13 protein-coding genes are annotated in these 15,296 nt (G+C 39.8%); 6 read left to right on the forward strand and 7 right to left on the reverse strand.

Features of this window, described 5'->3' with window-relative positions:
- Positions 1-85 precede the first annotated feature (85 nt).
- Entirely contained in the window at positions 86-1,429 is a 1,344-nt protein-coding gene (dgt, locus tag LV92_RS07155; protein WP_111622934.1) for a dGTP triphosphohydrolase, read from the forward strand.
- Here dgt and LV92_RS07160 read toward each other — a convergent pair.
- Together LV92_RS07160 and LV92_RS07165 are read right to left on the reverse strand one after the other, a co-directional pair.
- Positions 1,426-2,538 carry a DUF3078 domain-containing protein gene (locus tag LV92_RS07160; protein WP_111622935.1) on the reverse strand — a complete coding sequence of 371 codons (1,113 nt, stop codon included), beginning with the start codon at positions 2,536-2,538 and terminating at the stop codon, positions 1,426-1,428. The two genes, dgt and LV92_RS07160, sit on opposite strands and share 4 nt — an antisense overlap.
- 1 nt (position 2,539) lies before the next feature.
- Positions 2,540-4,318, reverse strand: a complete 1,779-nt coding sequence (locus LV92_RS07165) for a 1-deoxy-D-xylulose-5-phosphate synthase (protein ID WP_111622936.1) — start codon at positions 4,316-4,318, stop codon at positions 2,540-2,542.
- A gap of 150 nt (positions 4,319-4,468) precedes the next feature.
- Between LV92_RS07165 and LV92_RS07170 the strand changes: the two genes are divergently transcribed.
- Positions 4,469-4,918 carry a nucleoside deaminase gene (locus LV92_RS07170; RefSeq protein WP_111622937.1) on the forward strand — a complete coding sequence of 150 codons (450 nt, stop codon included), beginning with the start codon at positions 4,469-4,471 and terminating at the stop codon, positions 4,916-4,918.
- 82 nt (positions 4,919-5,000) lie between these two features.
- Positions 5,001-5,420, forward strand: a complete 420-nt coding sequence (locus LV92_RS07175) for a hypothetical protein (protein ID WP_111622938.1) — start codon at positions 5,001-5,003, stop codon at positions 5,418-5,420.
- Positions 5,421-5,501: 81 nt separating this feature from the next.
- On the opposite strand, the gene LV92_RS07180 is transcribed toward LV92_RS07175, so the two are convergent.
- From LV92_RS07180 to aspS, 4 genes are all read right to left on the reverse strand, one after another.
- Entirely contained in the window at positions 5,502-5,696 is a 195-nt protein-coding gene (locus tag LV92_RS07180) for a cold-shock protein (protein ID WP_111622939.1), read from the reverse strand.
- A 91-nt stretch (positions 5,697-5,787) separates the two neighbouring features.
- Positions 5,788-6,039, reverse strand: coding sequence for a hypothetical protein (locus LV92_RS07185; protein ID WP_111622940.1), 252 nt, complete (start codon positions 6,037-6,039; stop codon positions 5,788-5,790).
- Between the two features lie 14 nt (positions 6,040-6,053).
- The gene (locus LV92_RS07190; RefSeq protein ID WP_111622941.1) at positions 6,054-7,847 is read right to left on the reverse strand and encodes a chloride channel protein; all 1,794 of its coding nucleotides are present in this window, start codon (positions 7,845-7,847) and stop codon (positions 6,054-6,056) included.
- Positions 7,848-7,901: 54 nt separating this feature from the next.
- A complete protein-coding gene (gene aspS, locus LV92_RS07195; protein ID WP_111622942.1) occupies positions 7,902-9,650 on the reverse strand; it encodes an aspartate--tRNA ligase in 1,749 nt (582 codons plus the stop codon).
- 177 nt (positions 9,651-9,827) lie between these two features.
- On the opposite strand from aspS, the gene LV92_RS07200 reads away from it, so the two are divergent.
- The 3 genes from LV92_RS07200 to LV92_RS07210 all read left to right on the forward strand — a co-directional run bounded on the left by LV92_RS07200 (position 9,828) and on the right by LV92_RS07210 (position 14,651).
- Entirely contained in the window at positions 9,828-12,800 is a 2,973-nt protein-coding gene (locus tag LV92_RS07200) for a SusC/RagA family TonB-linked outer membrane protein (RefSeq protein WP_111622943.1), read from the forward strand.
- Positions 12,801-12,818: 18 nt separating this feature from the next.
- Positions 12,819-14,099 carry a RagB/SusD family nutrient uptake outer membrane protein gene (locus LV92_RS07205; RefSeq protein ID WP_111622944.1) on the forward strand — a complete coding sequence of 427 codons (1,281 nt, stop codon included), beginning with the start codon at positions 12,819-12,821 and terminating at the stop codon, positions 14,097-14,099.
- Positions 14,100-14,300: 201 nt separating this feature from the next.
- On the forward strand, positions 14,301-14,651 hold the full coding sequence (locus LV92_RS07210; protein WP_111622945.1) for a toxin-antitoxin system YwqK family antitoxin: 351 nt from the start codon (positions 14,301-14,303) through the stop codon (positions 14,649-14,651).
- 303 nt (positions 14,652-14,954) lie between these two features.
- Here LV92_RS07210 and LV92_RS07215 read toward each other — a convergent pair.
- The coding region (locus tag LV92_RS07215; RefSeq protein ID WP_146613519.1) for an integrase core domain-containing protein at positions 14,955-15,296 on the reverse strand (342 nt) is incomplete at its 5' end.

Here is a 15,296-nt window from a genome sequence, read left to right on the forward strand (position 1 = left end):
GGGTTTTGGCCTGCCGAAAGTGGAAGATGGTTTTATTATGTGTTGAATTGTTAAAAATGTATCTTGCGACCACTAAAATTATAATATGCATTGGGAACAACTTCTTTCCTTGAAACGTTTTGGTGATACCCACAAAAGAATTAGAAAGGAACAGGATGAGACCCGATTGGGTTTTGAAGTGGATTACGACAGGGTGATATTTTCTGCAGCCTTTAGGAGCTTGCAGGACAAGACCCAGGTAATACCCCTTTCCAAAACCGATTTTGTACACACGCGCCTTACCCATAGTTTGGAGGTCTCTGTAGTGGGTAGAAGCCTAGGAAGGATAGCCGGGAAGAAAATTTTGGAAAAACATCCTCATTTGCGGGAAGTGCACGGCTATCATTTTAATGATTTTGGCGCCATTGTTGCTGCCGCGGCCCTGGCACATGATATTGGGAACCCGCCTTTTGGGCATAGTGGGGAAAAGGCTATAGGTGAATACTTTAAAACAGGCAGGGGCAAACAGTTTAAAACTGTATTGACAAAAAAAGAATATCAGGACATCATAGATTTCGAAGGCAATGCGAATGGATACAGATTATTAACTGAATCCCGCCAGGGGGTTGAAGGTGGATTGCGACTTAGTTATGCCACTTTGGGCGCGTTTATGAAGTACCCAAAGGAATCCTTGCCAAAAAAGCCTACCAAACATATTGCGGACAAGAAATTCGGTTTTTTTCAACAGGATGTGGCTTCTTTTCAGGAAGTGGCCTCTGAACTGGGACTGGAATCAAGGGGAAATGGAAAGGATGTTGGTTTTTGCAGACATCCCCTTACCTTCCTCGTAGAGGCTGCGGATGATATTTGTTATACCATTATCGATTTTGAGGACGGAATTAATTTAGGTCTTATTTCGGAGGATTATGCTTTGGAATATCTTATAAAGTTGGTTAAGGACAGCATCAACATAAAAAAGTACAATAATTTAATCTATATGGAAGACCGTCTGAGCTATTTAAGGGCTTTGGCGATCAACACCTTGATTACTGATGCCATTGCCATTTTTATTGAAAATGAGGATGCTATCCTCAAGGGGGAATTTTCAGTTTCCTTAATGGATAAAAGCAAGTTCAAGGCCCAAATCGAAGACATTATTACCTTAAGTGTACAGAAAGTCTACCGCTCACAGGAGGTATTGGAAAAAGAAATAGCAGGCTACAGGATCATCTCTGACATTTTGGATGTGTATACAACGGCTTTGATAAGGAACAAGGAAGGAAATAGTTCCAATTATGACCGACTAATGATTTCAACTTTGCCCGAATCCTATAGGGAAACTAAAGGTTCCAACTACGACATACTCTTGAGTACATGCTGTTTTGTTGCCAGTTTATCAGATAGTGCAGCGGTACATATCCATAATAAGATAATGGGAAAACAGCTTTAAAAATCATAGATCAAACCAACACCCAGTAATTGTTTGAATTGTATTTTTCGTTTCCCCGGGGTTGTAATAGTGCCATCTGTAGCTTTTACCTCGTCGAATATAATATCGTGGTCATATAGAACATGGGTGCCTATGGACGCCTTTACATATTTGTTGACGGTCAAATCCAAATTTACCTCCCAGTCAACATCTATATTTCCAAAATTCTTTACATAATCCGAGTATAATTGTAATCTGTGATTTAGCCTAACATTGTCATAAACTATGGTTTCCCAGGTGTTGGACACCAAAAAACCAAATTCCAGATAAACATTTTCGCCCTCTTTTATTATGTTGCCATCCGTATCTATCAGTGCTCTTTGTACCCCAAAAGCACCACTGTTAGCCAGGGTTTGGTCTAGCACAAAGGTAGATTTGAAGGTAAGTGGCGCCAAGCGCAGGTTGAATTTTTTGCCTTCCGGAATATAGGAAGTACCAGCACCTAACAGGGCATACCCAGGCGCCATAAATCTGGAAATGGGTTTATCCCTATCGGGGTATTTGTAACCATTGGAGAACTGTGTTCTAAATTCTGCGCTGGCGGAATAGTACCAATTGCTTATGGTATCCCTTCGAAACGCAAAGGTGGATGAAAACCGCAATGCATCATCGGTTTTTCTCAATTTAAAGCCTTCTTGGGCATTAAGGCCATAACGTATGTCCAAATTGTTGTTTAATTGAACGTACCTAAATTTATAATTGCGCACGAACTTGGCATTGGCCAAACCCGAAATGGAATTGTTTCCCCCTGCATTCCAGTTCACAAAGGCCACTTCACTAAAATTAAATCCAAGTTTGTTTTCCTTCTCCCAGAACGAGGGTATCCTAAACCGCCTGTATTTCTCTTCCAGAGGCTTGGTACGCTTAAAGGAAACAACAGGATTGGTCAGGTCTGCACCCCGTGGAATGTATTTTATTTTGTCCTGCAAAGTCCGTATTACTATGGTATCTATACGCATGGAATCTACTTGGGTGGAATCCGGGACTTGTGGAGCAGGAATGGTATCTTGTGCGAATAAAAAATTAAAATTTAGGAACAGGAGGACAATAATGAAAATTTTACCGTACATGCTAATCAGTATTCAAAAGGTTGTTAATATAATTTTTTAAAGTCGATATATCTATTTTAGCTATTTTATGGAGCTCTTCAACAGTTCCCTGCTCTATAAAAACATCTTCAATGCCAAAAATCTTTATTGGGACAAAACTATGGATCTCATTGGCATATTCCAAAATTGCATTTCCAAATCCCCCCATTTTACAGCCATCTTCAATGGTAATCACGCTTTCGTAGGTCGAGAATATTTTCTTCAACATAGCGGTGTCCAAAGGTTTTACAAAACGCATATTGTAATGGCCAATTTGGCCCTTTTCATTCATGCTTTTTAGTAAATCACTGACCATATTCCCAATATGGCCGATCGAAAGTACCGCAATTTTCGTACCTTTTTTTAATTCTTGGGATATTCCTATCGGAATTTTGTTAAATTTTTGTTTCCAATCCAATGTCACGCCTCTCCCTCTAGGATATCTTATGGCTATGGGTTGCCCTAAGCCTAGTTGTGCCGTGAACATTATATCCCTTAGTTCAATTTCGTTTAAAGGTGCAAAAATAATAAGATTTGGAATACACCGTAAATATGCCATATCATATATTCCATGATGGGTGGCACCGTCCTGCCCGACCAGACCCGCACGATCCAAACAGAAAATAACAGGAAGATTCTGCAATGCTACATCATGTATAATCTGGTCATAGGCACGTTGTAAAAAAGTAGAGTAGATATTACAAAAGGGTACCAGGCCCTCTGCGGCCATTCCACCGGCCATGGTTACCGCATGTTGCTCTGCAATGCCCACATCAAATGCCCTTTCCGGGAGTTGTTCCATCATATATTTTAGGGAGCTTCCGGTAGGCATCGCCGGAGTTATACCCACTATATTTTCATTGTTTTTGGCCAATTCTACAATGGTGTAACCAAATACATCTTGATATTTTGGAGGTTGTTTTTCAGAGGTTTTTGGCCAAAGGTCACCTGTTTCCTTATTAAATTTTCCAGGGGCGTGATATACAACTTGGTTCTCCTCTGCTTTTTTAAGTCCTTTGCCCTTAGTGGTTATGATATGTAGCAATTTGGGTCCTTCAATATCTTTTAGTCGCTTTAGCTCGTTGATTAAGGCTGCCAAATCATGTCCATCCATGGGACCTGAATAGTTAAAATTTAAACATTCAAAAATGTTCTCGTCTTTGGCTGTGCCTTTTTTAACATTGGTAAGGTATTTTTTCAAGGCACCTACGCTAGGATCAATTCCTATGGCATTGTCATTTAGGACGATAAGGATGTTGGCGTTGGTGTCCCCTGCATGATTAAGCCCTTCAAAGGCCATGCCACTGGCAATGGATGCATCACCTATAACCGCAATGTGCTGCATATTCTTTGTGCCCTTTATTTGTGAGGCCAAAGCCATTCCCAGGATTGCTGAAATTGAGGTTGAACTATGTCCTGTACCAAAGTCGTCATACAGGCTTTCTGAGCGTTTCGGAAATCCGCTAATTCCTCCCAATTGTCTATTGGTATTGAATATTTCCCTGCGTCTCGTTAAAATTTTATGGCCGTAAGCCTGATGTCCAACATCCCAAATTAGTTTATCCTTAGGGGTGTTAAAAACATAGTGAAGGGCAATGGTTAGTTCCACAACGCCCAGACTAGCTCCCAAATGCCCTTCTTTGGTAGCTACAATGTCTATGATAAACTCCCTTAATTCTTGGGCAAGTTGTATTAAATCGACTATTTCCAAGGCTCGAATATCCTTAGGGTCGTTTATATGTTGAAGAATTCCCTTGGGCATACTAAAAATGTTACGCAAAACTAATGTATTTAAACATTGAATGGCGTGTTTTTTAGTGTTGGTTTGGCAGTTTTCAGGATATTTTAATCAAATGGTATTTTTTTTGAACCTTCGCCAATATTGTTTACTATTGTGCCTTAATTGTTAGGCATGATAAACCCGTTTGATGACAACTATTTTATGAAAAAGGCCTTACAAGAGGCAGAAGCTGCTTTTGAAATAGGAGAGGTACCTGTTGGCGCCGTTATCGTCGTTGAGAACAGGATTATTGCCAGGGCACATAATTTAACCGAGCGTTTGAATGATGTTACGGCGCATGCAGAGATGCAGGCCATAACTGCAGCAGCCAATTTTTTGGGGGGCAAATATCTTCACAATTGCACCCTATATGTAACCCTGGAACCATGTCAAATGTGTGCAGGTGCCCTGTATTGGAGTCAAATATCCAAAATTGTCTATGCGGCAAAGGACTTGGAGAGGGGCTTTGTGGCCATGGGAACCAAAATACATCCCAAGACTGAATTGGTGACCGGGGTTTTGGAAGAGGAAGCATCTGACATTTTGAAACGATTTTTTATTCAGAAGCGCAATTTAAATTAGAAAGCGACCATTTGCATTTTCAAAATGCGCAACTTATTGATGGCTTTTGCATCTACTTTTTAGTTCAACAATTTTTGGTAATATGAAAGTATATGGAATAATGCTTTTCTTGGGTCTGATTTTTGTATTTAATGGATGTTCCACGGACAATACTCATGAAAAGAACGATATGGTTAGTGGAACCTGGAGCCTGATAAATGTTAGTGGGGGATTCGCAGGGATTGATGTAGATTTTGAAAAGGGGAAAATTGTTTGGAAGTTCAACGCCAAGGTTGGGTCATTGATCGTTGCCAACAATGACGGGTCCAACGCAATTTATAATGGCTTGCCAACAGGTACCTATACTTATTCTATCCTACAGGAAAAAGACCAATATTATTTGCAGATAAACGACAAGGAGATTGGTGGCATTGTGGTTGACAAATCACATTTGGTCCTGGACCAAAATAAAACTTCCATAGGTAGTGGAGCCGATGGTTTTGTGATGGTATTAGCCAGATAACCAAGCAAATGATAGGTTGGTTAAAAACAAAAACCCCTAGCGGATACCAAGGGTTTACAACTTTTTCAAAATAAAATAGTATTAGCCAATCACCTGCACTTTTGCAGCAACTATTCCCTTGCGCCCTTCTTCTTCCTGGTATTCTACTTTGTCTCCTTCGTTAAGTTCAGTTCCGTTTAATGCAGTAGCATGAACAAAAATGTCCTTACCCGTGTCATCGTTGGTAATGAATCCAAATCCCTTGGATTCATTAAAAAATTTTACAGTTCCAGTCATTCCAATGAAATTAAAATAATAATCGTTTAGATTACTAATTTATGTTTTTTTGGTTAAAATTGGATATAATCAATTTAAAAAAATAACAAAATTACTGCTTGTCAGGGGTTTCCTTTTCCTTTCCCTGCATTTTCCTGATGTTTTCCTCAGTGAGCATATAATCCTTCATTTTTTTGCCTTTACTAACCGTAATAAGAAAGAGGGGCATGGCTACCAAAAATATGCCGACCGTACCAAATCCTATGCATTTATTGGATAAGGCCAAATTTTCCTCATTAATGCTAAAGCCATAAATGATAGAAACAAAGGAAGCCAAGAGAATTAAAGAAATAATATACTTCATCCCTAAGTTGGGTTTTAGGAGGTTAAATTTATTAATTTTCTTCTGTAAGCGGTCAAAAGCTTGGATTTGGAGATAAAACCTATGTATTTTTCATCCTTGATAACGGGCAGGTTCCAAGCGCCGCTATTTTGAAATTTCTCCATAATGTCCGTCATTTTATCTTTATCCAATTCAATAATATCCGGAGGGGTATTCATAACGTCGGCCGCCATAATTTCCTTGTATAATTTCTGATCGAACATGATGGGGCGTATGTCATCCAACAAAATAATTCCCAGTAGTGTATTGTCCTCCTTATCAATTACAGGAAATATATTTCTATTGGATTTTACTACCGCTTGGTGTACAATTTCCCCTAGATTCATCTCGGGGTATATTGGCACAAAATTATCTTCAATAACCTTGTCTATATCCATCAAAGTTAGAACGGCATGGTCCTTATCATGTGTAATTAATTCGCCCTTTCTGCCCAATTCCATGTTATAGACAGAATGTGGGTGCACGTACTTGGTTATGGAAAAGGAGATCGCAGAGGTTATCATTAGCGGAATAAATAATTCATATCCCCCAGTAACCTCGGCTATAAGGAATATTGCCGTAAGCGGGGCGTGGAGTACCCCGGCCATTAGGCCGGCCATGCCCACCAGTGTAAAATTACTTTCAGAAATTTGGTTTGGAAAGATTCCAACAGTGTTAATTGCTTTGGCAATGCAATTGCCCATTATACTTCCCATAAATAGTGTTGGGGCAAAGATACCCCCAACGCCACCGGCACCAAAAGTTAGGGCACAGGCAATAATTTTAAAAAAAACCAATCCGGCAAGTAAGCCAATTACCAACCAGGCATTTGTTAGGTCCAATTGAAAAATGTTATTTTCCAATACCTTTTCAGGGTTGCCTTTAATGAGATTGTTGATAACATCGAAACCCTCGCCATATAAGGGAGGGACCAGATATATTAATATTCCAATGGCAATTCCTCCATAGAGCAACCTTTTTACGGGGGAATCTATTTTGTCAAATAGTTTTTGGACCCGCTCATATACTTCTGTAAAATATATGGAAGTTAAGCCTGCAAATAACCCAAGGACTAGGTAAAAGGGAATATCGGACATTATAAAGTCATCTTCAAGCTTAAAGGGTAAAAGAATATCGTTCCCAAAGAAAAAGTAGGATGTAATGATTCCTGAAAGTGACGCTAAAAGCAAGGGCAACATGGAGGCGATGGTCAGATCCAGGCTAAATACCTCAATGGCAAAAATAATGGCCGCAATAGGGGCTTTAAATATGGAGGACATGGCTCCAGCTGCCGCACAACCTATAAGTAAGTTCCTTGTAGTCTGGTTTACGTGGAACATTCTTGAAATATTGGAGCTTATGGCCGCTCCTGTGGCCACAGTAGGGCCCTCCAATCCAACCGAACCCCCAAAACCTACTGTAATGGGTGCAGTAAGAATGGATCCGAACATCTGATATTTCCGCATGATTCCCTTTTTTTTGGAAATCGCGAAAAGTGTGGATGGTATGCCATGGCTTACTTTATTACGGATTACATATTTAATGATCAGATAAACAGTGGTAAATCCAATTATAGGGAAAACGAAATAAAAGGCCTGGTGATAATACCGCACCAAATTACCTTCCAATAAATGTTGAAAAAAGTGGGTTAAATTTTTAAGAATAACGGCCGCTATCCCAGAGGTAAACCCAACCAAAATACTTAGCAGGTAGATAAATTGCCTTTGGGAGATGTGTTTTGCTCGCCAAACCAAAAAATTGGTTAGCCATGATTTTTTTAGTGCAGCCATGATTCTGAAAAAAATCCTGCCATGTTATTACATAGCAGGATTTTAAAGATATGATTATAAATCCAATTTTAGGTGAAGTTCCTTCAACTGTAAATCATCAATCCGGGCAGGGGCATCGATCATGACATCGCGGCCACTATTATTTTTTGGGAAAGCTATGAAATCGCGAATAGTTTCCTGTCCGCCCAAAATGGCCACCAACCTATCCAATCCAAATGCAAGACCTCCATGTGGTGGTGCCCCATATTGAAAGGCATCCATTAAAAATCCAAATTGCGCCTTGGCTTCCTCAGGGCTAAAACCAAGATGTCTAAACATTGTGGACTGCATTTGCTTATCGTGAATACGAATGGATCCGCCTCCAATTTCATTGCCATTCAACACCAGATCATAGGCATTGGCCTTTACAGCTCCCGGGTCAGTGTCCAACAATTCCAATTGTCCCGGTTTAGGCGAGGTAAACGGATGGTGCATAGCATGGTAATGCCCAGTCTCCTCGTCCAGTTCCAATAATGGAAAATCTATTACCCAAAGCGGAGCAAACTCATCTTTTTTACGCAATCCTAAGCGTTGGGCAATTTCCATTCTAAGTGCACTTAGCTGTGTCCTTGTTTTATTGGTGTCTCCTGATAGTACGCATATTAGGTCCCCTGTCTTTGCTCCGGTGGCCTCTGCCCATTTGGCTAGATCTTCCTGATCGTAAAATTTGTCTACCGAAGATTTGAAGGAGCCGTCGTCGTTATATTTGGCATAGACCATTCCTTTGGCGCCTATTTGTGGCCTGCGTACCCAGTCTACCAGCGCGTCAATTTCTTTTCTGGTATAGGCCGCTCCCCCAGGTATGGCAATACCCACGACCAATTCGGCCTCGTTAAATATTCCAAAGTCCTTATGTTGTGCAATAGGGTTAAGTTCTCCGAATTCCATTCCAAAGCGGATATCCGGTTTATCGTTGCCATATTTTTTCATGGCGTCATCATAAGTCATTCTTGGGAACTTATCAATGGAGACTCCTTTTATTTCTTGTAACAAATGTCTGGTCAGTCCCTCAAAAACATTTAAAATATCTTCCTGTTCCACAAAGGCCATCTCGCAATCAATTTGTGTAAATTCCGGTTGCCTGTCCGCCCTAAGGTCTTCGTCCCTAAAGCATTTAACGATCTGGAAGTATTTGTCCATGCCACCAACCATCAATAATTGTTTAAATGTTTGGGGCGATTGTGGCAAGGCATAAAACTGGCCTTCGTTCATTCTGCTTGGTACTACAAAATCCCGGGCACCCTCTGGGGTAGATTTGATCAAATAGGGAGTTTCCACTTCAATAAAACCTTGGTCGGAGAGATATTTTCTAACCTCAATGGCTACTTTATGCCTAAAAATGAGATTGTTCTTTACTGGATTTCTGCGAATATCCAGATATCGGAATTTCATGCGGATATCTTCACCCCCATCGGTCTGGTCTTCAATGGTAAAAGGAGGAACCAAGGATTTGTTTAGTATTTTGATTTCTGATACCAATACTTCCACATTTCCGGTAGGTATGTTTGGGTTTTTTGAAGTCCTTTCAATTACAGTTCCTTTAACCTGTATCACAAATTCGCGACCTAAGGATTTTGCAATTTCCATAATCTCTTTTGAGGAGCGTTCCTCATCAAAAATGAGTTGGGTAATTCCATATCGGTCCCGAAGATCGGCCCAGACCACAAAACCTTTGTCCCTAACTGTTTGTACCCATCCTGACAAGGTTACTTCTGCTTGTTGATGGGTTTCCCGCAATTCACCGCAATTATGACTTCTATACATTTTTATATCATCTAAGAAAAGGCAAATGTAAGAAGTAATAGGGTAAGCTGAAAAAAATATCCGCAATTGGGAAATTATGAATTTGTATTACAGAATTTTATCAAATTCTAATTTTTTTTAGAGAAAATTAACAAAACTTACTTATTTTAGTATATAATTCTAACGAAACTTACTAATATGAAACAGAAATTATTTAAGAAGAACATGTTCTTATTTTTCTTAATGGCACCTCTGCTGTTATTGGCTCAGGATGTTGTTAAAGGAAAGGTAACAGACTCAGGTCTCGGAGATCCACTTCCTGGGGTAAATGTTGTTATTAAAGGTACCTCAACGGGTACTACTACGGATTTTGATGGTAATTACGAGCTTTCGGTCGATAATTTTCCATCCACTCTTGTATTTTCCTCCTTGGGGTATGCCTCAAAGGAAATGCAGGTAAGCGGGCCAAGTACATTAAATGTTGCTTTGGACGAATCGGCAACAGGTTTGGAGGAGGTTGTTGTGACAGGTTTGGCCACATCGGTTAAACGAAGTAATGCGGCCAACGCTGTAGCTTCGGTATCTGCCGATGAGCTAACGGGGAGAACGCCGCCTCAAACATTGGATGGTGCCTTGGCAGGGAAATTTGCTGGTGCGCAAATTACCGCCGCATCTGGAGCACCTGGTGGCGGGATGTCTGTAAAATTAAGAGGTGTAACCTCTATTAATGGGCAGGGTCAACCGTTGTATATTATAGATGGGGTATATGTTAACAATAATAGCGTATATGCCGGCGGGTTAAACGAAATTTCCAATGCTGCAGGTGGAGGGGCTTCCTCTACCGATTCACAGGATAATGCATCGAACAGAATTGCAGACATTAATCCAGACGACATTCAAAATATTGAGATTCTTAAAGGTGCTTCTGCTTCCGCAATTTACGGATCAAGGGCGGCGGCCGGGGTAATTATTATCACAACTAAGAAGGGGAAAGCTGGTAAAACAAAAATAAATGTTTCACAGGCTTTGGGATGGAATGAAGCTGTAAACTTGCTGGGACAAAGAAATTGGACCTCCGCCTTGGCAGAGAGTGTTTTTGGAGAAGGGGCCTTATATACCGCTGCTGAATCTGCCGGTAGATTAAGGGATTATGAAGACGTTATATATGGGGAAAAAGGATTTATTACCAATACCAATGTGAGTATTTCGGGTGGATCTGATAAAACTTCATTTTTTGGTAGTTTTACCAATAATGAGGAGGATGGAATTGTTAAAAGGACAGGAGCCTCCAAACAATCACTTAGGTTGAATGTTGACCATAGGATTACGGACGATATTAAATTGTCCTTGACAGGAAATTACCTTAAGTCCAGTGCGGATAGGGGATTCTTTAACAATGACAACTCCAATACTACCATAGGGGTTTCTCTTTTGTTTACTAGACCTTGGGACTATTTGCTTCCAGACGCGGATGGTAATTATCCTGATCACCCTGCCAATTCTTCCAATCAAATCCATACTCGTGATGTCATGACCAATAATGAATCTGTAAGCCGTTTAATTGCAGGTGGGGCTTTGGATGTTAATTTGTTCAATACTGAAAATCAAAGTTTGAAAATGATTTTAAAGGCGGGTGTTGATACCTATACCTTAAAAACCACAGTTTTCTTCCCAAGGGAATTGCAGTTTATGAGTCCAGCCGTTGGGGGAGTGGACGGTTTGTCCTCTGATGGTACCACTCAGAATACCGATGCGAATTTTTCGGGTTTTTTGGTACATAATTTCCGGACAGATAATGAACTTAGCTTTACTACACAAGCCGGTGTCACCAATGAACAATTTTCCCAAAATACTGTTAGGGTAACCTCAACAGGTTTAATAGCCTCAGAGCAAAACGTGGATCAGGCGGCCAATGTTAAAGTGGATCAATTTAGGTTGGAGCAGGAAGATGCTGGATTTTTCGTTCAGGAAGAAGTTAATTACCAAGATAAAATTGTTGGAACTCTTGGTGTAAGGGGAGATAAATCTTCCAATAATGGGGATGCCAATAAGTTATTTTACTATCCAAAAGCATCGGTAGCAACAAATATTCACAACTTTGATTTTTGGAATATTGAGGCTATGAATCAATTTAAGTTGCGAGCGGCTTACGGTGAAGCGGGCAATTTTGCTCCAAATGGGGCATTATTTACTACTTATATCAACTCCTTAATAAGTGGTAATGTTGGTATCATTACCCCTTCAACCCTTGGAGATCCCTCCATACAGCCAGAAAGACAAAAGGAGTTTGAAATTGGTTTGGACGCGGGATTTTTTAACAACAAGGTAACCTTGGAATTCACTTGGTATAATAAAAAAGTGGAAGACCTAATACTTCAAGCGGATAATGAGCCTTCTTCTGGTCACTCTTTTCGTTGGGCCAATGCCGGAGCCCTGGAAAATAAAGGAGCTGAAATTGGTTTAAACATAAACGCTTTTGATACCGAAAATTTTTCTTGGGATTCCGGTATAATTTGGTTTAGAAATAGATCGGAAATAACGAAATTGACTGTTGCTTCTTTTGATACCCAAGGTTTTGGTACCGGTTTGGGAACATTTAGGATAGAAGAAGGTAAAAGTGCCACCCAGATTGTGGGGAATGACGAAAATGGTGATGTTGTGGCATTGGGAGATGCCGAGCCCGATTTTCAAATGTCCTTCAATAATAATTTCAAGTACAAAGATTTTACGTTGTCATTTTTTTGGCATTGGAAGAAGGGGGGAGATAATGTAAACCTTAGTAGGCTGCTCTCGGATTTTGGTAACACTAGTGCCGATTACGATAAGATGAATTTGGACCCATCGGGTACCTTGAACAATGGAGATTATAGAAAAAGTGCCTTCGGTGCGGGTTTTGCCGACCCTTTTGTGGAAGATGCATCTTATTTAAAACTAAGGGAGATAGGTTTGTATTATAACCTTCCGGAAAACACGCTCCAAAAACTATTTAAGGGCAATGTTTCCAATGTAAAAGTTGGACTTTCCGGACACAATATCATCAATATTTTTGATTATAATAGCTATGATCCAGAAGTTTCCAATTTTGGATCGACTGCTGCAGGGATAGGAATTGAAGTAGCACCATTTCCATCGTCCAAACGATTTATGTTTCACTTGTCAATTGGACTTTAATAATTAAAAAAAAATAATATGAAAATCGCAATTAGAATAAAAGTTCTATTAATGACCATAATCGGATTTCTGGTTTTTGGTTGTACTATTGAAGATGGGAAAGATCTGAATGGACCGGAAACCGCATCTATTTCGGAAGGAGTATCCAGACCGGAACTTCCTCAAGTGGTATCCGGAATTTTAGCCGACATGAGAGATCGATTAAACACTCAGATAGATGTTATTTCTGTAGTCGGAAGGGATTATTGGAGACATCAGAGTTCCGATCCCAGATGGACTGGAGATCTTATGACAGGTGTATTGGATGACAACGCCTTTTACCTTACAACTCCGTATGCCGCCAGATATGCGGTAGTGAAGGAATGTAACCTTTTGTTGGAGGGATTGGAGAATACCACAACAGATTTTTCCGAAGCCGAGAAAAGTGCTATTAGGGGATTTGCCAATACCATAAAAGCTCATGAGTTATTGACAGTGTTAAACATGTTATATCAAAATGGAATACGCACGGATGTGGCCGATCCTGATAATTTGGGAGGTTTTGAGGGCTATGATGCCGCACTTACCACCATTTTGGGCTTGTTAAACACGGCTGCCACTGATCTAGCAACTGGTGGTGATGTTTCCCCAAATACTTTAGGGGTTTCCTATTTGGAATTTAATAGGGCATTGACAGCTAGGGTAGCAGCTTATCAAGGGAATTATTCACTTGTACTTAGTGCCTTGGACGATTCTTTTATGGACTTCGCGGGAGACATGTACATAGGAGCATATTACCAATTTTCGGCAGCGGGTTCGGATGAATTAAATCAGCTATTCTTTGCCCTTAATTCTACCGGAGCCAACGCTAGAATTGCTCATCCCGATTTCGTTAATTCAGCGGAGGCGGGGGATAATAGGTTGGATAAGGCCGTTTTAAGAACGGATGGACCACTTAATATTGCAGATTTAACTCCGGGCACCCATGATGTATATATCTATGAGTCCAACACAGATCCTGTGGCCATGATCAGAAATGAGGAGCTAATTCTTTTATATGCCGAGGCTAATATGACCGATAATCCCGGAGAAGCGGAAATGGCGATCAATGTTGTTAGAGATGCCGCTGGACTTGGCCCTGTTGTTCCAGGCAGTGTTGATGAGGACAGACTTTTGTACGAAAGACGATATTCGTTATTTGCCGAGGGTCATCGCTGGATAGATTTAAGAAGGTTTAATAGGCTGGATGAGTTGGTAATAGACAGGGCGGGAGACAATAGGGTAACACAATTTCCTATCCCACAGAATGAGGGCCAATAATTTGGCGATGTAACGTAGCAAATTATCGATTAAAACAGAAACTCCCTATTTTAGGGAGTTTCTTTATTTTGTAAATAACTTAAATACAAGTATTTGGGATCTCAATGTAAATTTAATGTTAACTAAAGGTTTATTTTTCGTAAAATATATGTATCTTTATTTCGTTAAGTGATTATCGATAAATTTAAAATCCCAAATAAAATGAAAGGAATAACACTAATTTTTGCACTAATATTTTCAGTTGTAATCAACGCACAAGATATAAAACCTGTCTTTGAACAAGATGGTGATATTTTAAAAGCCACCTATTATCATGACAATGGAGTAGTTTCCCAAGAAGGTCAATTTCTAAATGGAAAACTTCATGGAGAGTGGAAGATGTATGGGGAAGATGGAAAGAAAATTTCCATGGGTGAATATACCGAAGGTAAAAAAACAGGAAAATGGTTCTTCTGGGATGCTAAAAAACTAAAAGAGGTAGATTTTGTTGACAGTAAAATTGCCAATGTTACCGAATGGAACAGTGCTGGCCAATTGGCGGTCAATAAATAATAAGAATATATTTTTGAATCGGAAACCCGGCGATATTCGCCGGGTTTTTTGTTTTAAATCTTGTTGTAATTGGTTTCATGAAAGAGAGAATGATTTTAGACCATGACATTGATTCCAAAATCCAAAGAATAGGGATTGCGATAGGCCGAGTTATACTGGACGGGTTTAGGAGTATTTAATAACTAGGGCAAGTTCTTAGAGTATTGCTCCAACAGGGGGGATGTATAGTTGAACTAAGTAGAGGAATAGTACTGTCTCATCCTAAATAATCGATACAGATTATTGAAGGATCAAATTTAAATATTAAGGCTGAACAATGATAACATTGTTCAGCTTTTTTGATTTGTACTGTTTTCTTTTCAATTTGTTTTGTGCGTGCATTTGTAGTGGTGTGAGCATATGGTTGGATAAATGCGGTCTTTGATCATTATAGATTTCTATGGCATTCTTAATCAGTGCTTTTTTCAATTTTATGTTCTTTATATTTTTTGCCACTCCAAATTCTTGTTTCAATATTCCGTTGACCCTTTCGGCGATGGCATTTTCGTATGGGTCGTATTTTTCAGTCATACTTGACCTTATATTGTTGTTTTTCAAGAGTTGTTGATATTCATTGCTGCAATATTGCAATCCCCTGTCGGAATG

This window comes from Arenibacter echinorum, from assembly GCF_003259375.1.
GTDB classification, from domain to species: Bacteria; Bacteroidota; Bacteroidia; order Flavobacteriales; family Flavobacteriaceae; genus Arenibacter; species Arenibacter echinorum.

Coding starts and splice junctions, on each gene's coding strand:
- LV92_RS07180 (WP_111622939.1), bottom strand. CDS start 5,696: ATGACTGGAACTGTAAAATTTTTTAATGAATCCAAGGGATTTGGATTC.
- LV92_RS07190 (WP_111622941.1), bottom strand. CDS start 7,847: ATGGCTGCACTAAAAAAATCATGGCTAACCAATTTTTTGGTTTGGCGA.
- LV92_RS07175 (WP_111622938.1), top strand. CDS start 5,001: ATGAAAGTATATGGAATAATGCTTTTCTTGGGTCTGATTTTTGTATTT.
- dgt (WP_111622934.1), top strand. CDS start 86: ATGCATTGGGAACAACTTCTTTCCTTGAAACGTTTTGGTGATACCCAC.
- LV92_RS07185 (WP_111622940.1), bottom strand. CDS start 6,039: ATGAAGTATATTATTTCTTTAATTCTCTTGGCTTCCTTTGTTTCTATC.
- LV92_RS07160 (WP_111622935.1), bottom strand. CDS start 2,538: ATGTACGGTAAAATTTTCATTATTGTCCTCCTGTTCCTAAATTTTAAT.
- LV92_RS07165 (WP_111622936.1), bottom strand. CDS start 4,318: ATGCCCAAGGGAATTCTTCAACATATAAACGACCCTAAGGATATTCGA.
- LV92_RS07210 (WP_111622945.1), top strand. CDS start 14,301: ATGAAAGGAATAACACTAATTTTTGCACTAATATTTTCAGTTGTAATC.
- aspS (WP_111622942.1), bottom strand. CDS start 9,650: ATGTATAGAAGTCATAATTGCGGTGAATTGCGGGAAACCCATCAACAA.
- LV92_RS07170 (WP_111622937.1), top strand. CDS start 4,469: ATGATAAACCCGTTTGATGACAACTATTTTATGAAAAAGGCCTTACAA.
- LV92_RS07200 (WP_111622943.1), top strand. CDS start 9,828: ATGAAACAGAAATTATTTAAGAAGAACATGTTCTTATTTTTCTTAATG.
- LV92_RS07205 (WP_111622944.1), top strand. CDS start 12,819: ATGAAAATCGCAATTAGAATAAAAGTTCTATTAATGACCATAATCGGA.